Origin of the sequence: Klebsiella sp. Lac1 (genome assembly GCF_009825425.1) — a bacterium.
In the GTDB taxonomy this organism is placed as follows: Bacteria; Pseudomonadota; Gammaproteobacteria; order Enterobacterales; family Enterobacteriaceae; genus Klebsiella; species Klebsiella electrica.
The window spans coordinates 2,108,797-2,129,951 of sequence record NZ_VJZJ01000001.1 but is presented as its reverse complement, the minus strand read 5'-3'; the positions used below and the strand labels follow the sequence as shown (position 1 = coordinate 2,129,951).

Sequence of the window (21,155 nt, the reverse complement as noted above, 5' to 3'; positions counted from 1 at the left end):
AGGCACTACACTGGAGAGAGGAGGAACCATGACCCTGTCTTTTACTACCCACTGGCGTGATGAACTGCCGGATTTCTATACCGCTTTAGCGCCCACCCCGCTGAAAAATGCCCGACTTGTCTGGCACAATGCGCCGCTGGCGCAAACCCTGGGTATTCCAGAGGCGCTGTTTCATCCGGCGCAGGGCGCCGGCGTGTGGGGCGGTGAAACGCTGCTGCCCGGCATGTCGCCGCTGGCGCAGGTTTACAGCGGCCATCAGTTTGGCGCCTGGGCCGGCCAGCTTGGTGATGGCCGGGGGATTTTGCTGGCTGAACAGCAGTTGCCGGACGGCCGCCGCCTGGACTGGCACCTCAAGGGCGCCGGACTGACGCCCTATTCGCGAATGGGCGACGGGCGAGCGGTGCTGCGTTCGACGATCCGCGAAAGTCTGGCCTCGGAAGCCATGCATGCGCTGGGGATCCCGACGACGCGCGCGCTCGCCATGGTCGCCAGCGAAACCCCCGTGCAACGCGAAACGCTGGAAAGCGGCGCGATGTTGCTGCGCCTGGCCGAAAGCCACGTGCGTTTCGGCCATTTTGAACATTTTTATTATCGCCGTGAGCCGCAAAAGGTACAACAGCTGGCCGACTACGTGATTCGTCACCACTGGCCAGCGCTGGTGGATGAAGCCGATAAATACGTTTTATGGTTCCGTGACGTTGTCACGCGAACGGCGACGCTGATCGCCAGCTGGCAGACGGTAGGCTTCGCTCATGGGGTGATGAACACCGATAATATGTCGATTCTTGGACTGACGATGGACTACGGCCCCTACGGCTTCCTGGACGACTTCAAACCCGATTTTATCTGCAACCATTCCGATTATCAGGGCCGCTACAGCTTTGAAAACCAGCCGGCGGTTGGCCTGTGGAATTTACAACGTCTCGCGCAGTCGCTGTCGCCGTTTATTGCGGTGGATGCGCTTAATGCCGCGCTGGATGACTACCAGCATGCCCTGCTGACGGTATACGGCCGCCGGATGCGCGATAAGCTGGGTCTGTTCACCCAGCAGAAAGGCGATAACGACCTGCTGGATGGGCTGTTTGCGCTGATGATACGGGAAGGCAGCGATTACACCCGGACGTTTCGCATGCTGAGCGTGAGTGAACAACACAGCGCGGCGTCGCCGCTGCGCGATGAGTTTATCGATCGCGCGGCCTTCGATAGCTGGTTCGCAAACTATCGCGCGCGCCTGCGCGATGAGGCGATCGATGATGCGCAGCGCCAGCAGCAGATGCAGAGCGTTAACCCGGTGCTGGTGTTACGCAACTGGCTGGCACAACGGGCTATCGAGCAGGCAGAACAAGGGGAGATGAGCGAACTGGCGCGCCTGCATGAAGCGTTAAGTCAGCCGTTTACAGACCGGGACGATGATTATGTCAACCGTCCGCCCGACTGGGGAAGGCGTCTGGAAGTCAGCTGTTCCAGCTGACCTTATCTTGCGGACTTTCTCCGTGCCCACGGGCGGAGACCGTCCTATTTAGTCAGAATCAGTTTCCCCGCATGGGTCTGGCGCAGCAAGTAGCGCTGGCCCCCGTGTTCAATCACCACCCGGCCTTCAGCGCCGAGTAGGGTGTGACTGTTGATCTTACGGTCCGTGGGCATGGGGTAAGGGGCATTGTCTTTTGTTTTTTCTGCTGTGGCAGTGTTATCCATACGCGTCATAGCACCAAAATAAAAATAAAAGAAACAATGATAATCATTATCAGTAATGTTAATTTTCACGGCAAGCGTTATTTGTCAAAACCCTGTTTTTTGGGAGTGTGCGTCAGATTGTGCGGAGAGAATCTCCCCCACCACGGCGTGGCGGGGGCGGGGACTACAGGCGGGTAGCGGTTGCTGCGGCCAGTTCGGCCAGCAAACGTTCGCTATCTTCCCAGCTCAGGCAAGGATCGGTGATGGACTGGCCGCGCGTCAGCGGTTGCCCGGCCACCACTTTCTGCGTGCCTTCCCGCAGGAAGCTTTCGGCCATGATGCCGGCAATCGATGTGGAACCGGCGCGAATCTGCTGGCAGATATCGGCGCACACCTCCAGCTGACGGCGGTGCTGCTTCTGGCAGTTGCCGTGGCTGAAATCAACCACCAGCTGTTCCGGCAGGTCAAATTCACGCAGCGCATCGCAGGCGGCGGCGATATCTTCAGCATGGTAGTTCGGCTGTTTGCCGCCGCGCATGATGATATGCCCGTACGGGTTGCCGCTGGTCTGATAGATGGTCATCTGTCCCTGCTTATCCGGCGACAGGAACATATGGCTGGCGCGGGATGCGCGGATGGCGTCGACAGCGATACGGGTGTTGCCATCGGTACCGTTCTTGAAGCCGACCGGACAGGAGAGCGCGGAGGCCATTTCCCGGTGGATCTGGCTTTCGGTGGTGCGCGCGCCGATGGCGCCCCAGCTTATCAGGTCGGCAATAAACTGCCCGGTCACCATATCGAGAAATTCGGTGGCGGTGGGAACCCCCAGCTCGTTGACCTGTAGCAGCAGCCGACGCGCCAGCGCAAGACCGTGATTCACCCGATAGCTGCCGTTAAGGTCAGGATCGGAAATTAACCCTTTCCAGCCGACAACGGTGCGCGGCTTTTCAAAGTAGGTGCGCATGACGATTTCCAGCTGCGGCTGGTAGCGCTCGCGCATCCCCTGCAGGCGGCGCGCGTAGTCCATCGCCGCGTCGGTATCATGGATGGAACACGGTCCGATAATCACCAGTAAACGGCTATCTTCCCCGTTGAGGATCTTTTCAATCCGGCGGCGGGAGGCGGCGACGTGCGCCGCAACGTCGGCAGAGACGGGATGCCGCTGCGCCAGTTCCGCGGGCGTCACCAGGCTTTCAATGCGCGCGGTACGCAATTCATCTGTTCTGTTCATTGGAGTCTCAAAAAATCTGTTTCTTCCGCGGCGAAAATGCCGGGAAGTGATGCGCATCACGATAAACCAATCCCTGTTTATTGCAAGGACAGGTCATGATCCTGTATGGGCCACGGGCGATAGCATAAACAAATTTTCTCCAATGCACTAGTTCATTAGTACATTTTGCGACTCAGTCCCATGATGTCCATGATTTTAGTCGCCATTTCTTCCACTGAATAATTGGTGCTGTTCAGGCACGGAATTTTATTCTTGCGATACAGGGCCTCCACCTCGGTCACCTCCATGCGGCACTGGCGCATCGACGCATAGCGGCTGTTCTCACGACGTTCTTCGCGGATCGCCGCCAGCCGCTCCGGATTAATGGTTAAACCGAACAACTTATGTTGTAAGGGTTTGAGGGAGGCGGGGAGGATCAGGTTGTCCATATCGTCGGCGATAAACGGGTAGTTTGCCGCGCGGATACCGTACTGCATCGCCAGGTAAAGACTGGTCGGGGTTTTGCCGCAACGCGAGACGCCCAGCAAAATGACCTGCGCCTGATCGAGATTACGTAGCGAGATGCCGTCGTCATGGGCGAGGGTGTAATCAATCGCCGCAATACGGGCATCGTATTTGTTGAGGTTACCCGGCGTCAGGCCATGGGTCCGGTGAGCGATTGGCGTCGGGTCGAGTCGTAGCTCCTGCTGAAGCGGCGCCACCAGCGCCTGTACGATATCCTGACAAAATCCTTCACTTTGCAAAATAATATCGCGAATTTCAGGGATAACGATGGAGTAGAAAACCAGCGGTCGCACGCCGGTCTGCTGATAGATGGCGTCAATTTGTTCCTTTACTGCCCGCGCGCGGCTGATATTTTCGACAAACGGCAGCGTAAGACTGCTGATAGCGACCGGGAATTGCGACATCACCGCATGCCCCAGTACTTCAGCCGTAATGGCGGTACCGTCAGAAATATAAAATACGTGGCGATCTACAGCACTTTCCATTTTGACCATCCGGTATAATGAGTTTAATTATCTGAAAGCAGAAATTAAATTTAAGCATATCCCTTTAGGCTTTGTCTCACTTTAAAAAATGAAACGGTATTTTTATTTTTAATGAAAAGGCCGGTTCAGTTTTCTGTTTTGCCGGAATTTTGTATCTTATTGCAGCAGATTTAAGCAGAATCATTGGGTTAGGTATATCGGGTAAAGTATCCTGAAAAACGAAAAATAATTTGCTTGAACGATTCACCGTTTTTTTAAGTCGCATAAATATGTCAGGATAAATCCCGTAGTTGATCGTGAGTTTTTTATCACTGGTATTAAATCACAAAAGGATTGTCTCGATGTCCAACAATGGCTCGTCACCGCTGGTGCTTTGGTATAACCAACTCGGCATGAATGATGTAGACAGAGTTGGGGGCAAAAATGCCTCCCTTGGTGAAATGATTACGAATCTGTCCGGTATGGGTGTTTCCGTACCGAACGGGTTTGCCACCACCGCTGATGCCTTCAATCAGTTCCTGGACCAAAGCGGTGTTAACCAGCGCATTTATGAACTGCTGGATGAAACCGACATTGACGACGTTTCCGCATTAGCGAAAGCGGGCGCCCAGATCCGTCAGTGGATCATTGATACGCCGTTCCAGAGCGAACTGGAAGACGCGATTCGTGATGCCTATCGACAGCTGTCCGCGGACAATGCCGAGGCCTCTTTTGCCGTGCGTTCGTCCGCGACGGCGGAAGACATGCCGGATGCCTCCTTCGCCGGGCAGCAAGAGACATTCCTCAACGTGCAGGGCTTTGATGCCGTGCTCGTCGCGGTGAAGCACGTGTTTGCTTCGCTGTTTAACGATCGCGCGATCTCCTATCGCGTGCATCAGGGTTATGACCATCGCGGCGTGGCGCTATCCGCCGGGGTACAAAGGATGGTGCGCTCCGACCTCGCCTCATCCGGCGTGATGTTCTCCATTGATACCGAGTCCGGCTTTGACCAGGTGGTATTTATTACCTCCGCCTGGGGCCTCGGCGAAATGGTGGTGCAGGGCGCGGTCAACCCGGATGAGTTCTATGTGCATAAACCGACGCTGGCGGCGGGTCGTCCGGCCATCGTGCGTCGCACCATGGGATCGAAAAAAATTCGCATGGTTTATGCCCCGACCCAGGAGCACGGCAAGCAGGTGCGTATCGAAGACGTTCCGCAGGCGCAGCGCGATATTTTCTCGTTAACCAACGAGGAAGTGCAGGAACTGGCGCAGCAGGCGGTGCAGATTGAGAAACACTACGGCCGTCCGATGGATATCGAATGGGCGAAAGATGGCCACACCGGTGAGCTGTTCATCGTTCAGGCGCGTCCGGAGACCGTCCGCTCGCGCGGTCAGGTGATGGAGCGCTACACCCTGCATACGCAAGGGCAGATTGTGGCGGAAGGCCGCGCTATCGGCCATCGTATCGGCGCCGGCCCGGTAAAAGTGATTCACGATATCAGTGAAATGAACCGTATCGAGCCCGGCGATGTGCTGGTGACCGACATGACCGACCCGGACTGGGAACCGATCATGAAGAAAGCCTCGGCAATTGTCACCAACCGCGGCGGCCGTACCTGTCACGCGGCGATTATTGCCCGCGAGCTGGGGATTCCGGCGGTCGTTGGCTGCGGTGACGCGACCGACCGCATCCAGGAAAACCAGAACGTGACCGTCTCCTGTGCCGAAGGCGATACCGGCTACGTCTACGCCGAGTTGCTCGACTTCAGCATTAAGAGTTCAAGCGTGGGGGAAATGCCGGACCTGCCGCTGAAAATCATGATGAACGTCGGTAACCCGGATCGCGCATTCGACTTCGCTTGTCTGCCGAACGAAGGCGTGGGGCTGGCGCGTCTGGAGTTCATCATCAACCGCATGATTGGCGTCCACCCGCGCGCGCTGCTTGAGTTTGACGATCAGGAGCCCGCGCTGCAGAACGAAATCCGCGAGTTGATGAAAGGCTACGACTCGCCGAGAGAGTTCTACGTCGGTCGGCTGACCGAAGGGATTGCGACCCTTGGCGCGGCGTTCTATCCGAAGCGGGTCATCGTGCGTCTGTCCGACTTCAAATCTAACGAATACGCCAACCTGGTGGGCGGCGAGCGTTATGAGCCGGAAGAGGAAAACCCGATGCTGGGCTTCCGCGGCGCCGGTCGTTACGTCTCCGATAGCTTCCGCGATTGTTTCGCGCTGGAGTGCGATGCGGTGAAACGCGTGCGCAACGATATGGGGCTGAACAACGTCGAAATCATGGTGCCGTTTGTCCGCACCGTCGCCCAGGCGAAAGCGGTGGTTGAAGAGCTGGCGCGCCAGGGACTCAAGCGCGGCGAAAACGGTCTGAAAATCATTATGATGTGCGAAATCCCGTCGAATGCGCTGCTGGCCGAACAGTTCCTCGAGCACTTTGACGGTTTCTCCATCGGCTCGAACGACATGACCCAACTGGCGCTTGGCCTCGATCGCGACTCCGGCGTGGTCTCTGAGCTGTTTGACGAACGTAACGACGCGGTGAAAGCGCTGCTGTCGATGGCGATTCGCGCAGCGAAGAAGCAGGGTAAATACGTCGGCATTTGCGGCCAGGGCCCTTCTGACCACGAAGATTTTGCCGCATGGCTGATGGAGGAGGGGATTGACAGCCTGTCCCTGAACCCGGATACCGTGGTGCAAACCTGGCTTGGTCTGGCTGAAATGAATAAGTAAGCCCTCGTTTTCAATCAGCCGATCCCCGTCAGCAATGGCGGGGATTTTTTATTTTCAGCGTCTGCCGTCCGCCAGTGACGGCCGTACCTGCAAACCGTAAAAATAGCGGTCTGCGGCTCACGGATTCGAAGTAAAAAAAAGCCCATCGTGGGAGATGGGCAAAGACTACACACAGCAATTCGTTGTTTCACTCAGGGGATTTCCATGCTTATAAATCAAGGTGTTGATCTATAACCGTGCCCTAATAGTAGACACAGCCTGTTTTTGCGTCGATCGGATTCATCCCAATAGTTAAACGGGTGTGAAGAATATGCCGATTGCATCTCATGAGAGAGGGGGATAGCGGGGGGAGGAGTGAATTATTTTTATCAGTTTTTCTTATGATTAAGGCGGGTTTCCCCGCCTCGATTTTTTACTTTTGGTTGTTGATATTACTGACATTTAACGCTTCAAGTTCCGCCAGTACCTGATCGGGATCTTTCGGCGGCGGTGGAACCTCCTGCAACCAGGCATCAAACAGGCGCCAGGAGACGGCAAGCAGCACCGGACCGATAAACAAGCCAATCATCCCGAAGGCGATCAGCCCGCCGATAACGCCGGAGAGAATCAGAATCATCGGCAGGTCGGCGCCCATACGAATCAGCATCGGGCGAATAACGTTATCCATGGTGCCCACCACGCAGCTCCACACCAGTAGCACCGTGCCCCAGGTGGTATCTCCGCTCCAGTAGAGCCAGATAATCGAAGGGATCAGGACAATCAATGGCCCCAGCTGTACCAGACAGGTGAAGATCATGACCACGGTCAGCAGCGCAGCGTAAGGGACGCCGCTAATCGCCAGACCAATCCCTCCGAGCACCGCCTGAACCAGCGCGGTCACCACCACGCCCAGCGCCACGGCGCGAATGGCCTGACCGGCCAGCAGCACCGCCGCATCGCCGCGTTTTGCCGCCAGACGCGTTGCGAAATAACGGAACCCATAGGCGACTTTCTCACCCTGCCAGTACAGCAGGGCGCTGAACAACAGCATCAGACCACAGTAGACCAGCAGTTTGCCGATATGCGCCGCCTGACCGACGAACCAGGTGGTGGTGGTGCCGATATAGGGACGAATTTTGGCCATGATGGCCGCGCCGCCCATATCCAGCAGACCGTGCCAGGCCGCGTACAGCTTGTCGCCAATCAGCGGAACGCTATTAAGCCACGCCAAATCCGGCAGCGTCACATTCCCGGCGGAGATGAGTTTTATCAGCGGAATGCTGTTATCGACCAGGCTATTTACCAGCAGCGCAATGGGGATGACGAACAGTAAAAACAGTAAGACGGTCATAACCAGCACGGCGAGGGCGCGTTTACCAAACAGCAAACGCTGCAGACGCAGCAGAACGGGCCAGGTGGCGATGACGACGGTGCCTGCCCAGGCGAAGGACAGAATAAAGGGTTGCACCACCCACAGACAGGAGATAATTATCAGGGATAAGAACAGCACCGACAGCAGAATTTGCGGTATATCCCGAGGTTGGCGAGCGTTAATCATAATGAAATTTTACCTTTCCAGTCGCGTCAGAATGTTGGCGCCGCGTAAATCCATATACTGATAATAATATCAATAATTTCACGGGCCTGATTTTGCACATAAATCTCGTGGGCGCATATGAAAAAAATGTGATAAAAAGTTGACTGCGCCACGCAATCGTTTAGTTATCCATACACCAAATCATCCGGACGCAGCGAGGTGGCGGCCGACTCCCGGCTTGCAGGCTATTTTTGCCCGGCGTGGTGAACGTGGTTTGTATTACCCGCCAGGGTCAGCTTCACGCAAGGATTCGGCAGCGAATGCGCCAACACGAGGCAGTCTGAAGGATGACATCTCTACAACACAACATAGTCAGGCAGGGTCAAGCGTTATGATCCCACAAATTTCTCAAGCACCAGGTGTCGTTCAACTGGTATTGAATTTTTTGCAGGTACTGGAGCAACAAGGATTTACCGGCGATACCGCCACCAGCTATGCCGACAGGCTAACAATGGCGACAGATAACAGCGTTTATCAGCTGTTGCCGGATGCGATTTTATTTCCCCGCTCGACGGCGGATGTCGTCCTGCTGGCGCGACTCGCCGCCGAAGAACGCTTCAAATCGCTGGTCTTTACCCCGCGCGGCGGCGGCACCGGGACCAACGGCCAGGCGCTGAATGCGGGGATCATCGTCGATATGTCCCGCCATATGAACCGCATACTCGAAATCAACCCGCAAGAGGGATGGGTTCGTGTCGAAGCCGGCGTGATTAAAGATCAGCTGAACCAGTATCTTAAACCGTACGGTTACTTTTTTGCCCCGGAGCTTTCCACCAGCAACCGCGCCACCCTGGGGGGGATGATCAACACCGATGCCTCCGGTCAGGGGTCATTGGTTTATGGCAAAACCTCAGACCATGTACTGGGCGTTCGTTCGGTGCTGATGGGCGGCGATATTCTCGATACCCAGGCGATGCCCGTTGCCCTGGCGGAGACGCTAAGCCGCGAACAGTCGGCGATTGGACGGATTTACCGGACGGTCTTTCAGCGCTGCAAAGCGCAACGTCAGCTGATCATCGATAAATTTCCGAAACTTAACCGCTTCCTGACCGGATATGACCTGCGCCACGTCTTTAATGATGACATGAGCGAGTTCGATCTGACCCGAATTCTCACCGGTTCGGAAGGGACGCTGGCCTTTATCACCGAAGCGCGTCTCGATATTACCCGTCTGCCGAAAGTCCGCCGTCTGGTGAACATCAAATACGATTCGTTTGACTCCGCGCTGCGCAATGCGCCGTTTATGGTCGAGGCGAAAGCGCTGTCGGTGGAAACCGTCGATTCAAAAGTCCTTAACCTGGCGCGTGAAGATATCGTCTGGCATTCGGTCAGCGAGTTGATTACCGATGTCCCGCATAAAGAGATGCTGGGACTGAATATTGTCGAATTCGCCGGTGATGACGCCGCGCTTATCGATAACCAGGTAACTACGCTGTGTCAGCGTCTTGATGAGCTGATTGCCGCCAATGAAGCGGGCGTCATCGGCTGGCAGGTCTGTCACGAACTGGACGGCGTTGAGCGCATCTACGCGATGCGTAAAAAAGCGGTGGGGCTGCTGGGGAATGCCAAAGGCGCCGCCAAGCCGATTCCCTTTGCGGAAGATACCTGCGTACCGCCGGAACATCTTGCCGATTACATCGTCGAGTTCCGCGCGCTGCTCGACAGCCACGGTCTGAGCTACGGCATGTTTGGCCATGTGGACGCTGGCGTTCTGCACGTGCGTCCGGCGCTGGATATGTGCGATCCGCGGCAAGAAGTGCTGATGAAGCAGATCTCTGATGAGGTCGTGGCGCTGACCGCGAAATACGGCGGCCTGCTGTGGGGTGAACACGGCAAGGGCTTCCGCGCCGAGTACAGTCCGGCATTCTTTGGCGAAGAGCTTTACGGCGAGCTGCGAAAAGTCAAAGCGGCGTTCGATCCGCACAACCGTCTTAACCCGGGGAAAATCTGTCCGCCGGAAGGCGTAGATGCGCCGATGATGAAGGTGGATGCCGTGAAGCGCGGCACCTGGGATCGCCAGATCCCTATCGCGGTGCGCAGCGCATGGCGTGGCGCGATGGAGTGTAACGGCAACGGTCTGTGCTTTAACTTTGATGTTAAAAGCCCGATGTGTCCGTCGATGAAGGTCAGCAATCACCGTATCCACTCGCCGAAAGGGCGCGCAACGCTGGTGCGCGAATGGCTGCGCCTGCTGGCGGATCGTGGCATCGACCCCAATCAGCTGGAAAAAGATCTGCCGGAAAAACGCGCCAGCCTGCGGACGCTGGTGGCGCGGACCCGTAACAGCTGGCATGCGCGCAAGGGGGAATATGACTTCTCCCATGAGGTCAAAGAGGCGATGTCCGGCTGCCTGGCCTGTAAAGCGTGCTCTACCCAATGTCCGATTAAAATCGATGTCCCGGAATTTCGTTCACGCTTCCTGCAGCTGTACCACAGTCGCTATTTGCGGCCGGTTCGCGATCATCTGGTGGCGACGGTGGAATCCTATGCGCCGCTGATGGCCCAGGCGCCGAAGACGTTCAACTTCTTTATTAACCAGCCGTGGATGCGCAAGCTGTCGGAGAAGCACATCGGGATGGTGGATCTGCCGCTGCTCTCGACGCCGTCGCTGAAGCAGAGAATGGTGGGACATCGCTCGGCAAACATGACGCTGGAGCAGCTGGAAACCCTCAGCGCCGCGCAGAAAGCCAAAATGGTGCTGGTGGTGCAGGATCCGTTCACCAGCTATTACGACGCGCAGGTGGTGGCCGATTTTGTCCGGCTGGTGGAAAAAGTCGGCTACCAGCCGGTACTGCTGCCGTTCTCGCCAAACGGCAAGGCGCAGCATATCAAAGGATTCCTCTCGCGCTTTGCGCGCACGGCGCAGAAAACCGCAGATTTCCTTAACCGCGTGGCGCAACTGGGCATGCCGATGGTTGGGGTCGATCCGGCGCTGGTGCTGTGCTATCGCGATGAGTACAACCAGGTCCTGGGCGACAAACGCGGTGATTTCCGCGTGATGCTGGTGCACGAGTGGCTGCCGCAGGCGCTGCCGGAAGCTCGCGAGCAGGAGCAGGGCGGCGAAGCGTGGTATCTGTTTGGCCACTGTACCGAGGTCACGGCGCTCCCCGCTGCGCCGAAGCAGTGGGCAGAAATTTTTGCACGCTTTGGCGCGAAACTGGAGAACGTCAGCGTGGGCTGTTGTGGGATGGCCGGAACCTACGGTCATGAGGTGAAAAACCATGCCAACTCGCTGGATATCTACGCGCTTTCCTGGCAACAGGCGATTCAGCGTCTACCGCGTAACCGTTGCCTGGTGACCGGCTACTCCTGTCGCAGTCAGGTGAAGCGCATTGAAGGCAGCGGTGTCCGCCATCCGCTGCAGGCGCTGCTGGAGATTATTGGATGATTTGGAAACGTCAGACAACGCTGGAACAGCTTAACCGCATGGGTGAAGGCAATATGGTCGGGCTGCTGGATATTCATTTTGACAGCGTCACCGATGATACCATCGAAGCCACCATGCCGGTGGACAGCCGCACGCATCAGCCGTTTGGTCTGCTACATGGCGGAGCATCGGTGGTGCTAGCGGAAACGCTGGGCTCGGTTGCCGGCTATTTGTGCAGTGAAGGCGAGCAGAAGGTGGTAGGGCTGGAGGTCAATGCCAACCACATTCGCTCGGTGCGCAGTGGCCGGGTCAGAGGGGTCTGTAAAGCGCTGCATATCGGATCGCGCCACCAGGTGTGGCAGATTGAAATCTTCGATGAACAGCGGCGCTTATGCTGCTCCTCGCGCCTGACCACGGCGGTAGTCTGAGAGAGCCGCAGCGGGCTGAGGCGATTCTCGTACAAATATAAGGGGAATGTTATTCCCCTTATATTCAGCGGATTTTATTGTGTTTCATCTTTAATCGTTTCGCTGAGACCATTCTTCTGCACTGAAGCAATTCCTTTTTTCGCCGCCTCCTTCGAGGAATACATTTCACTGGTGGCGATGGTTTCATGATTATCTGCTTTTAGCAGGAAATACCATGGCTGGGAAACGCTTTTCTCAGATTTTTTAATCACGTAATAGCCCATTGTTAACCCCTTTGTGCATTAGCACCGACACCATGATATGTAGACCATAGCGGCTTATATAGCAAGTCAGCGGCGCTAAAAATATAATTCATGAATTATTCACGTTACTTATGCTACTATTTTAAGTACGAAATACTTTTGAGTAACGAAGAGGACGGAGTTAACTATGGGTATCATTTCCTGGGTCATTTTTGGTCTTATTGCCGGTATTTTGGCTAAGTGGATTATGCCAGGCAAAGACGGCGGCGGCTTTATTGTCACTATTGTTCTGGGCATCATTGGTGCGGTAGTAGGTGGTTGGATCAGTACGTTTTTTGGCTACGGCAAGGTCGATGGCTTTAATTTCGGCAGCTTTGTAGTGGCGGTCATTGGTGCATTAGTCGTCCTGTTTATCTACAGAAAGATTAAGAGTTAATATCCCGTCATCATACCGCTATCCTCATCGCCATCGGCGGTGAGGATATAGACATTGAGCGCCAAATCAGACGCAAAATAAAAGCTGCCACGCTCACTGGCAGCTTTTTTTATGTCGCAGATATTAACCGGTCAATGATACCGGGAGTCGCCGGGATAATTCAGGGCATATCGGGTACAGGAACGACTTCCACGCGCACTTCATAATGTTTAGCGCTCCCTGTCGGGATCAGCGCGGTCAGTTTATTAATCGTCTCGGCCGGGTTATCGGTGGCAACCGTTGCAGAGAATAATAGCGGTTTTCGCGGTGGCAATGGCGGTAGAGGCATCGGCATTGGGCCACGCCCTTGCGGCATTTCCATCATCGGCTGTCCGGGCGGATTATCGGGGGGAGCAGGGACGTCATTTTTATCTGCTGCAAATGCGCTGGCTGTGGCAATGGATACGGTGGCTAACAGAGCAATGATTGTTCCTTTCATCTTCGTTACCTCTCGCTGGAATATGGCTGAAATCTTAGAGGCAACGCCGTTGCTGAACAATGCCACTGCGGACGAATCCTCTAAAACTCCTCATTTCATCACGAATGTGAAGCTCCGATGTGGGAAGCAGGGGCTGTGGCTGACCTAGTTTAGCAATACGCTCATAACCAGCAGTACCACCATGCACATCGACATAATACTGATATCTATCATCCTGTACGGACAAACTCCATGTAAGCAGTGCCTCCGACACAGGGTCGAGAACTGTAGGAAATTTAAGCAGGAATTGTACATCAATTTACCAGTAGAGAAAAAAGCTTTATTCCTGGTTTTTGTCCGAATTTAAAATGATAACCGTTCCGCTTTACCGGATAACGAATAGCCATCCAGAAGGATACTTATAGATAATTCTAAAGAGGTAGCGTAAAGAGCGTCACGTCGTCGCACGGTACAAAGAACAATCTATTGATTTGACAGTAAATGCTGATCATGTTGAATGGACCGTTTTCGATTTCAAAAATAGGTATTTCCGATACACCTTTCTCATTGCCCGTCATGTCCGGGTAAAACGCTAAATAAGTTATTATTTATCAATATATTAAATTGCAAAATAGTCACCTGATAACCTGCAGGCGAGGGTCTATGCTTATAAAAAGCGAGATAAAAGGGTTCGCAAGGGGAATACCCCTTCTCCGGCTGGGTTGAAGTGATAATTGTTATCATTAACATGGTCGTATGCCCTTATGGCGCTAACCAATGAGGTAGAGCGATGGAATTAGATACAGGAACCTTCAATCCCGATGAATTTAGCTGGCGTGGTCTGATGATGACCCCGGCGGCAGCGGCCCATATTCGCAGCCTGGTGAGTCAACATCCCGACAAGCAGGGGCTACGTCTGGGGGTAAAAACCAGCGGCTGCGCCGGTTTTGGTTACGTACTCGAGCTGATTGCCGAGCCGGCGGAAGACGACCTGCTGTTTGAGCGCGACGGGGCGAAACTGTGGGCGCCGCTGCAGGCCATGCCGTTTATCGACGGGACGGAGCTGGATTATGTTCGGGAAGGATTAAATGAAATCTTTAAGTTTCATAACCCGAAAGCGCAGCACGAATGCGGCTGCGGCGAAAGCTTTGGGGTTCAGGCGGAGTAACTATGTCTCGTAATACTGAAGCAACTGACGATGTCAAAACCTGGTCCGACGGGCCGCTCAATTATAAAGAAGGCTTTTTTACCCGCTTAAAGACCGATGAGCTGGCGAAAGGCATCAACGAAGAGGTGGTGCGCGCCATTTCCGCCCGCCGCAATGAGCCCGAGTGGATGCTCGAGTTTCGCCTGAAGGCGTATCACGCCTGGCTGGCGATGGAAGAGCCGCACTGGTTGAAAGCGCACTATGAAAAGCTCAACTACCAGGATTACAGCTATTACTCGGCGCCGTCCTGCGGCAACTGCGACGACACCTGCGCTTCGGAGCCTGGCGCGGTGCAGCAAACCGGCCCCGGCGCCTATCTGACTCAGGAAGTCGAAGAGGCTTTTAACCTGCTGGGCGTGCCGGTACGCGAAGGGCGTGAAGTCGCGGTTGACGCGATTTTCGACTCCGTTTCGGTGGCGACAACCTACCGGGAAAAACTGGCGGAACAGGGGATTATCTTCTGTTCGTTTGGTGAGGCTATCCACGATCACCCGGAGCTGGTGAAACAATATCTCGGCACCGTGGTGCCGGGCAATGACAACTTTTTTGCCGCGCTGAACGCGGCGGTGGCCTCTGACGGCACCTTTATCTACGTGCCTAAAGGCGTACGTTGCCCGATGGAGCTGTCGACCTATTTCCGCATTAATGCCGAAAAAACCGGCCAGTTCGAACGCACCATTCTGGTGGCCGATGAAGGCAGCTATGTCAGCTACATCGAAGGGTGTTCCGCCCCGGTGCGCGACAGCTATCAGCTGCATGCGGCGGTGGTTGAGGTGATTATTCATAAAGACGCCGAGGTGAAATATTCCACGGTGCAGAACTGGTTCCCCGGGGATAACAACACCGGCGGGATTTTGAACTTTGTCACCAAACGAGCGCTGTGCGAAGGCGAAAACAGCAAGATGTCCTGGACGCAGTCAGAAACGGGGTCCGCCATTACCTGGAAGTATCCGAGCTGCATTCTGCGCGGCGATAACTCCATCGGCGAATTTTTCTCCGTGGCGCTGACCAGCGGACACCAGCAGGCCGACACCGGCACCAAGATGATCCACATCGGCAAAAACACCCGTTCGACGATTATCTCGAAAGGGATCTCCGCCGGCAAAAGCCAGAACAGCTACCGTGGACTGGTCAAAATTATGCCGACCGCCACCAACGCGCGTAACTTCACCCAATGCGACTCGATGCTGATTGGACCGGACTGCGGGGCGCATACTTTCCCGTACGTGGAGTGTCGCAACGACAGCGCGCAGCTGGAGCACGAAGCCACCACCTCGCGGATCGGCGAAGATCAATTGTTCTACTGCCTGCAGCGCGGCATCAGCGAAGACAATGCCATCTCGATGATTGTCAACGGCTTCTGTAAAGATGTCTTCTCGGAGCTGCCGCTGGAGTTTGCCGTTGAAGCGCAAAAACTGCTGGCTATCAGTCTGGAACACAGCGTCGGCTAAGCGCCAGGCTTTACGAATTAAGGGAAATGCGATGTTAAGTATCAAAAATTTGCAGGTCGCCGTTGAAGACAAAGAGATCCTGCGCGGATTAAATCTGGACATTCGCCCTGGCGAAGTGCACGCCATTATGGGGCCGAACGGCTCCGGCAAAAGTACCCTGTCGGCGACGCTGGCCGGGCGTGAAGACTATGAGGTCGTCGGCGGCAGCGTGGAGTTTAAAGGCAAAGATTTGCTCAGCCTCGCGCCGGAAGACCGCGCCGGCGAAGGCATTTTTATGGCTTTCCAGTACCCGGTAGAGATTCCCGGCGTCAGCAACCAGTTCTTCCTGCAAACTGCGCTCAACTCGGTGCGCGGCTATCGCGGCCAGGAAGCGCTGGACCGTTTCGATTTCCAGGATCTGATGGAAGAGAAAATTAAGCTGCTGAAGATGCCGGAAGATTTACTGACCCGTTCGGTGAACGTGGGCTTCTCCGGCGGTGAAAAGAAGCGCAACGATATCCTGCAAATGGCCGTGCTGGAGCCGGACCTGTGCATTCTTGATGAATCGGATTCGGGGCTGGATATCGACGCCCTGAAGATAGTCTCTGACGGCGTCAACGCGCTGCGCGACGGCAAGCGCGCATTTATTATCGTCACCCACTATCAGCGTATTCTCGACTATATCAAGCCTGATTACGTCCACGTGCTCTATCAGGGGCGAATCGTCAAATCCGGCGATTTTACCCTGGTCAAACAACTGGAGGAGCAGGGCTATGGCTGGCTTACCGAACAGCAGTAACGCGCTGCAGCAGTGGCATCATCTGTTTGAGGCGCTGGGTGAACGGCGAACGCCTGAAGCCCGCCGGCATCTCCAGCAGGTCCTGCGCCTCGGTCTGCCGACGCGCAAACATGAAGACTGGAAATATACGCCGCTGGATACACTGAACAAAGGCACATTTGTCGCGCTGCAGCCGGGTACTTTAACGGCGACAGAGCGGGATCAGCGGGCGCTGTCGATGGACGCCTGGCGGCTGGTGTTCATCGACGGGCAGTTTAGCGAGACCTTAAGCGACAACCTGGCCGACAGCGGCTACGACGTTAGCGTGGCGGACGATCGTCAGGGATTGCCTGACGCGGTGCAGCCGGAAGTGTTCCTGCATCTCACGGAGAGCCTTGCTCAGACGGTGACGCGAATCCGCGTAAAACGTCATCAGCGGCCCGCGAAGCCGCTGCTGCTGATGCATGTGACCCGTGGGGGGGCGGGCGATGACCTCAACACCGCGCACTATCGCCATCATCTTGAGCTGGAGAGCGGCGCCGAGGCGACGATTATCGAACACTATCTGAGTCTGGATGAACAGCGCCACTTTACCGGCGCGCGTCTGACGATGTCGGTGGCGGATAATGCCCATCTGCAGCATATCAAGCTGGCGTTTGAGAATGCGCAGAGCAACCACTTTGCCCACAACGATCTCTTGCTGGGCCGCGACGCGTCGGCCTTCAGCAGCAGCTTTCTGCTCGGAGGCGCGGTATTGCACCATCGCACCAGTACTCAACTGCTGGGGGAAAACAGCACCCTGCGGATCAACTCCCTGGCGATGCCGGTCAACAATGAGGTCTGCGACAGCCGAACCTGGCTCGATCATCGCGTTGGCTACTGTAATAGCCGCCAGCTGCATAAGACCATTGTCAGCGATAAAGGGCGGGCGGTGTTTAACGGTCTGATTAATGTCGCCAGGCACGCGATGAAAACCGACGGTCAGATGACCAACAATAATTTGCTGCTGGGGCGCCTGGCGGAAGTGGATACCCGACCGCAGCTGGAAATTTATGCCGACGACGTCAAGTGCAGCCACGGCGCCACCATCGGGCGTATCGACAACGAACAGCTGTTCTATCTCCGTTCACGCGGTATTACTCACCAGGCGGCACAGCATATGATCCTCTATGCTTTCGCCGCCGAGCTGACGGAAGCGATTGGCGATGAGGCGCTGAGGGCGCAGATTCTGGCGCGAATCGGCCAACGTTTACCGGGAGAAAAAGCATGACATTTTCTGTTGAACGGGTCCGCGCGGATTTTCCGTTGCTGAGCCGGGAGGTCAACGGTCAGCCGCTGGTCTATCTCGACAGCGCCGCCAGCGCGCAAAAACCAGAGGCGGTGATTCGCGCCGAGGCGGAGTTTTATCGCCACGGCTATGCCGCCGTCCATCGCGGTATCCATACGCTGAGCGCAGAGGCGACGGCGCGGATGGAACAGGTTCGTCAGCAGGCGGCGAGGTTCCTCAACGCCCGCTCGGCGGAAGAGCTGGTGTTCGTTCGGGGGACCACCGAAGGGATCAATCTGGTGGCCAACAGTTGGGGGAACGCCAACGTCGGCGCCGGCGATAACATCATCATCAGCGCCATGGAGCACCACGCGAACATCGTCCCCTGGCAGATGCTCTGTGCCCGGGTGGGCGCCGAGCTGCGGGTTATCCCGCTGACACCGGACGGCACTCTGCAACTGGATGCCATTCCGGCGCTGTTCGATGCGCGGACCCGCCTGCTGGCCATCACCCAGGTCTCGAATGTGCTGGGGACGGAGAACCCGCTGGCGGCCTTGATCCCGCTGGCCCGCCAGCATGGGGCAAAAGTGCTGGTGGACGGGGCGCAGGCGGTGATGCATCACGCGGTGGATGTGCAGGCGCTGGACTGCGACTTTTATGTTTTCTCCGGCCACAAGCTGTATGGCCCGACCGGGATTGGCATTCTGTATGTCAAAGAGGCGCTGCTGCAGGCGATGCCGCCGTGGGAAGGGGGCGGGTCTATGATTGCCACCGTCAGCCTGAGCGAAGGGACAACGTGGGCGAAAGCGCCGTGGCGCTTCGAGGCGGGCACCCCCAATACCGGCGGGATTATCGGCCTTGGCGCCGCGCTGGAGTATGTCAGCGCGCTGGGGCTGGCGCAGATTGGTGAATATGAGCAGACTCTCATGCGCTATGCCTTGCAGGCGCTGAAAGCGGTGCCGGACTTGACCCTGTATGGCCCTGAGGCGCGTCTGGGGGTGATTGCCTTTAACCTTGGCGCACATCATGCCTACGATGTGGGCAGCTTCCTGGATAATTACGGCATTGCCATCCGCACCGGCCATCATTGCGCGATGCCGCTAATGGCGTTTTACAACGTACCGGCCATGTGTCGGGCCTCGTTGGCGATGTACAATACCACGGAAGAGGTGGATCGCCTGGTCGCAGGACTGCAGCGCATCCACACGCTACTGGGCTAAAGGACGCAATCATGGCGGCATTACCGGATAAAGACAAACTGCTGCGCAACTTTAGTCGTTGCGCGAACTGGGAAGAGAAGTACCTCTATATTATTGAACTCGGCCAGCGGCTGGCGCCGCTGAGCGCCGAAGAGCATACCGCGCAAAATATCATTCAGGGCTGCCAGAGCCAGGTGTGGATCGTGGTGGAACAAGGGGAAGGCGGGGGGCTATCGCTGCGCGGCGATAGCGATGCGGCGATCGTCAAAGGACTGATTGCCGTGGTCTTTATCCTCTACGACCAGATGACGGCCAAGGATATCATCGCCTTTGACGTGCGACCATGGTTTGAAAAAATGGCGCTGGCCCAGCATCTTACCCCTTCACGATCTCAGGGCCTGGAAGCCATGATTCGTGCAATTCGCGCGAAAGCTGAAAATCTTAGCTAGAATAAACAGGTAGATTTCATTCTGTTACGTCAGGCCGGAGGTGATGCCTGCCTGACTGCAGACCCTGGCGTTTTATCAGCGAAAGAAGGAATCTCAGTATGAAACGCGCATCTCTTATCACCGTAGCCCTTCTGACAGCCCTCAGCGTTTCACACGGCGCCTGGGCGGTAGATTACCCACTTCCCCCGGCTAACAGTCGACTCATTGGCCAGAATCAATGGTGGACGGTACAGGAAGGGGATCGCAATCTGCAGGCGATTGCCCGCCATTTCGACACGGCGGCGATGCTGATTCTCGAAGCGAACGACACGCTTGCGCCGGTGTACCCGAAGCCCGGGACTCAGGTCTTGATTCCCTCGCAGATGCTGCTGCCGGATGTTCCCCGGGAAGGCATCGTCGTGAACCTGGCGGAGCTACGGCTGTACTACTTCCCGCCGGGGCAGAACCAGGTTCAGGTTTATCCGCTGGGGATTGGTCAGCAGGGGCTGGAGACGCCGGAGATGACCACGCGCATCGGGCAAAAGATCCCTAATCCGACCTGGACGCCAACGGCGGGCATCCGCGCGCGTTCGCTGGAAAAAGGCATCAAGCTGCCGCCCGTGGTGCCGGCAGGGCCGAATAATCCGTTAGGACGCTATGCGCTGCGCCTGGCGTACGGCAACGGTGAGTATCTTATCCACGGTACCAGCGCGCCGGATAGCGTTGGCCTGCGGGTCAGTTCGGGCTGTATGCGCATGAACGCCGCGGACATCCAGGCGCTGTTTAGTCAGGTAAAAACCGGGACGCCGGTGCGCGTTATCAACCAGCCGGTGAAATTTGCGATTGAGCCCGACGGTAAACGCTATGTCGAAGTTCATCGGCCTCTGACGCAGGATGAAGCGGGCGATACCCGTACGCTTGCGTACACGCTGCCAGCGGACTTCCATCAGTTTGCCGGAGATAAAACCATAGACGATGCCCAACTGAAGAAAGCGCTGTCCCGACGCGCGGGCTATCCGGTGGTGGTCTCTGCGGGCAATGAGACGGCGAGCGGCGCAGCGCTATCGGCGATGTCGGTATCGAACGCGCCGGTGGACGAAGCGAAAAGGGTGCAGTAGCGCGAGACGGGAAGGAAAGAGAGGACAAAAAAAATGGCGCACATTGTGCGCCATTTTTATTAACAGGTACTATTACTTACGGTATTTAGTAGCCTGGTTGTCCAGACGCTGGTTAGCGCGTGCTGCGTCGTCTTTAGCAGCCTGGACGTCAGAACGCATTGCGTTCACGTCGTTGCTCAGCTGGTCAACTTTAGCGTTCAGAGTCTGAACGTCAGAAGACAGCTGATCGATTTTAGCATTGCTGGAGCAACCAGCCAGCAGAGTAGAACCCAGGATTACCGCGCCCAGTACCAGTTTAGTACGATTCATTATTAATACCCTCTAGATTGAGTTAATCTCCATGTAGCGTTACAAGTATTACACAAACTTTTTTGGGATGAGAATATTTTTTTACGGTAATACGCTTATTTTTGATCGTTCGCTCAAAGAAACATCGAATTTTACGGATTAGTTTAAAAATCTTTGTGAAAACAGCACGCTTCCATCGGATTCATCTTAGATAATCTCTCATTAAATAGTAAATTCCGATTTGCATTTTTATTAAGAGTCGCCAGGGATGAATAAAAAAAAAGCGCCTGCAAGAGGCGCCTTTAAAAACGAATTAACCT

General features: G+C 55.7%; 19 protein-coding genes, 1 other RNA gene and 1 pseudogene. 12 read left to right on the top strand and 9 right to left on the bottom strand.

Translation table 11 applies throughout. The annotated features are described in order from the left end of the window. The first annotated feature begins 28 nt into the window (after positions 1 to 28). The gene (selO, locus tag FNY10_RS10330; RefSeq protein ID WP_141964420.1) at positions 29 to 1,471 is read left to right on the top strand and encodes a protein adenylyltransferase SelO; all 1,443 of its coding nucleotides are present in this window, start codon (positions 29 to 31) and stop codon (positions 1,469 to 1,471) included. Between the two features lie 44 nt (positions 1,472 to 1,515). Here the strand turns inward: selO and hemP are convergent, their stop codons facing one another. The 4 genes and pseudogenes from hemP to FNY10_RS10310 all read right to left on the bottom strand — a co-directional run. Then, complete coding sequence (hemP, locus tag FNY10_RS10325) at positions 1,516 to 1,695, bottom strand: hemin uptake protein HemP (protein WP_160704874.1); 180 nt, start codon at positions 1,693 to 1,695, stop codon at positions 1,516 to 1,518. A 163-nt stretch (positions 1,696 to 1,858) separates the two neighbouring features. Continuing rightward, positions 1,859 to 2,905 (bottom strand): 3-deoxy-7-phosphoheptulonate synthase AroH, encoded by a 1,047-nt coding sequence (gene aroH / locus FNY10_RS10320; protein WP_131047907.1) that lies wholly within the window; start codon positions 2,903 to 2,905, stop codon positions 1,859 to 1,861. A 155-nt stretch (positions 2,906 to 3,060) separates the two neighbouring features. After that, complete coding sequence (locus FNY10_RS10315) at positions 3,061 to 3,894, bottom strand: pyruvate, water dikinase regulatory protein (RefSeq protein ID WP_100683568.1); 834 nt, start codon at positions 3,892 to 3,894, stop codon at positions 3,061 to 3,063. A gap of 148 nt (positions 3,895 to 4,042) precedes the next feature. Then, a pseudogene (locus tag FNY10_RS10310) lies at positions 4,043 to 4,159 on the bottom strand (hypothetical protein); the annotation flags it as partial. 76 nt (positions 4,160 to 4,235) lie between these two features. On the opposite strand from FNY10_RS10310, the gene ppsA reads away from it, so the two are divergent. Next, positions 4,236 to 6,614: a phosphoenolpyruvate synthase gene (ppsA, locus tag FNY10_RS10305; RefSeq protein ID WP_131047908.1), complete on the top strand. Its 2,379-nt coding sequence runs from the start codon at positions 4,236 to 4,238 to the stop codon at positions 6,612 to 6,614. Between the two features lie 130 nt (positions 6,615 to 6,744). On the opposite strand, the gene rprA is transcribed toward ppsA, so the two are convergent. After that, positions 6,745 to 6,852: antisense sRNA RprA (gene rprA, locus FNY10_RS10300), an RNA gene on the bottom strand. Positions 6,853 to 7,026: 174 nt separating this feature from the next. Then, positions 7,027 to 8,151, bottom strand: coding sequence for an AI-2E family transporter YdiK (gene ydiK / locus FNY10_RS10295; protein WP_131047909.1), 1,125 nt, complete (start codon positions 8,149 to 8,151; stop codon positions 7,027 to 7,029). Between the two features lie 370 nt (positions 8,152 to 8,521). Between ydiK and FNY10_RS10290 the strand changes: the two genes are divergently transcribed. Continuing rightward, entirely contained in the window at positions 8,522 to 11,578 is a 3,057-nt protein-coding gene (locus FNY10_RS10290; RefSeq protein ID WP_141964422.1) for an FAD-binding and (Fe-S)-binding domain-containing protein, read from the top strand. Continuing rightward, positions 11,575 to 11,985: a 1,4-dihydroxy-2-naphthoyl-CoA hydrolase gene (gene menI, locus FNY10_RS10285; RefSeq protein ID WP_141964423.1), complete on the top strand. Its 411-nt coding sequence runs from the start codon at positions 11,575 to 11,577 to the stop codon at positions 11,983 to 11,985. Before FNY10_RS10290 ends, menI begins: the two co-directional genes overlap by 4 nt. Positions 11,986 to 12,059: 74 nt before the next feature. On the opposite strand, the gene FNY10_RS10280 is transcribed toward menI, so the two are convergent. After that, entirely contained in the window at positions 12,060 to 12,248 is a 189-nt protein-coding gene (locus tag FNY10_RS10280; protein WP_141964424.1) for a YegP family protein, read from the bottom strand. Between the two features lie 166 nt (positions 12,249 to 12,414). On the opposite strand from FNY10_RS10280, the gene FNY10_RS10275 reads away from it, so the two are divergent. Next, the gene (locus FNY10_RS10275) at positions 12,415 to 12,663 is read left to right on the top strand and encodes a GlsB/YeaQ/YmgE family stress response membrane protein (protein WP_100683574.1); all 249 of its coding nucleotides are present in this window, start codon (positions 12,415 to 12,417) and stop codon (positions 12,661 to 12,663) included. A 160-nt stretch (positions 12,664 to 12,823) separates the two neighbouring features. Here FNY10_RS10275 and FNY10_RS10270 read toward each other — a convergent pair whose 3' ends face one another. Next, positions 12,824 to 13,141: a hypothetical protein gene (locus FNY10_RS10270; RefSeq protein ID WP_100683575.1), complete on the bottom strand. Its 318-nt coding sequence runs from the start codon at positions 13,139 to 13,141 to the stop codon at positions 12,824 to 12,826. A 769-nt stretch (positions 13,142 to 13,910) separates the two neighbouring features. Between FNY10_RS10270 and sufA the strand changes: the two genes are divergently transcribed. From sufA to ldtE, 7 genes are all read left to right on the top strand, one after another. Next, positions 13,911 to 14,288 (top strand): Fe-S cluster assembly scaffold SufA, encoded by a 378-nt coding sequence (gene sufA / locus FNY10_RS10265; RefSeq protein ID WP_160704586.1) that lies wholly within the window; start codon positions 13,911 to 13,913, stop codon positions 14,286 to 14,288. 2 nt (positions 14,289 to 14,290) lie between these two features. Beyond that, positions 14,291 to 15,778: a Fe-S cluster assembly protein SufB gene (sufB, locus tag FNY10_RS10260; protein WP_131047913.1), complete on the top strand. Its 1,488-nt coding sequence runs from the start codon at positions 14,291 to 14,293 to the stop codon at positions 15,776 to 15,778. Between the two features lie 31 nt (positions 15,779 to 15,809). Continuing rightward, positions 15,810 to 16,556 carry a Fe-S cluster assembly ATPase SufC gene (gene sufC, locus FNY10_RS10255; RefSeq protein ID WP_131047914.1) on the top strand — a complete coding sequence of 249 codons (747 nt, stop codon included), beginning with the start codon at positions 15,810 to 15,812 and terminating at the stop codon, positions 16,554 to 16,556. Beyond that, positions 16,531 to 17,805 (top strand): Fe-S cluster assembly protein SufD, encoded by a 1,275-nt coding sequence (gene sufD, locus FNY10_RS10250; RefSeq protein ID WP_131047915.1) that lies wholly within the window; start codon positions 16,531 to 16,533, stop codon positions 17,803 to 17,805. The genes sufC and sufD overlap by 26 nt, the downstream gene beginning before the upstream one ends. Then, positions 17,802 to 19,022: a cysteine desulfurase SufS gene (gene sufS, locus FNY10_RS10245; RefSeq protein WP_131047916.1), complete on the top strand. Its 1,221-nt coding sequence runs from the start codon at positions 17,802 to 17,804 to the stop codon at positions 19,020 to 19,022. The genes sufD and sufS overlap by 4 nt, the downstream gene beginning before the upstream one ends. A gap of 11 nt (positions 19,023 to 19,033) precedes the next feature. Continuing rightward, positions 19,034 to 19,450, top strand: coding sequence for a cysteine desulfuration protein SufE (gene sufE / locus FNY10_RS10240; protein WP_100683580.1), 417 nt, complete (start codon positions 19,034 to 19,036; stop codon positions 19,448 to 19,450). Between the two features lie 98 nt (positions 19,451 to 19,548). Next, the gene (gene ldtE, locus FNY10_RS10235) at positions 19,549 to 20,547 is read left to right on the top strand and encodes a L,D-transpeptidase LdtE (RefSeq protein WP_160704588.1); all 999 of its coding nucleotides are present in this window, start codon (positions 19,549 to 19,551) and stop codon (positions 20,545 to 20,547) included. A 72-nt stretch (positions 20,548 to 20,619) separates the two neighbouring features. Here the strand turns inward: ldtE and lpp are convergent, their stop codons facing one another. Continuing rightward, positions 20,620 to 20,856: a murein lipoprotein Lpp gene (lpp, locus tag FNY10_RS10230; RefSeq protein WP_001082307.1), complete on the bottom strand. Its 237-nt coding sequence runs from the start codon at positions 20,854 to 20,856 to the stop codon at positions 20,620 to 20,622. Between the last annotated feature and the right edge of the window lie 299 nt (positions 20,857 to 21,155).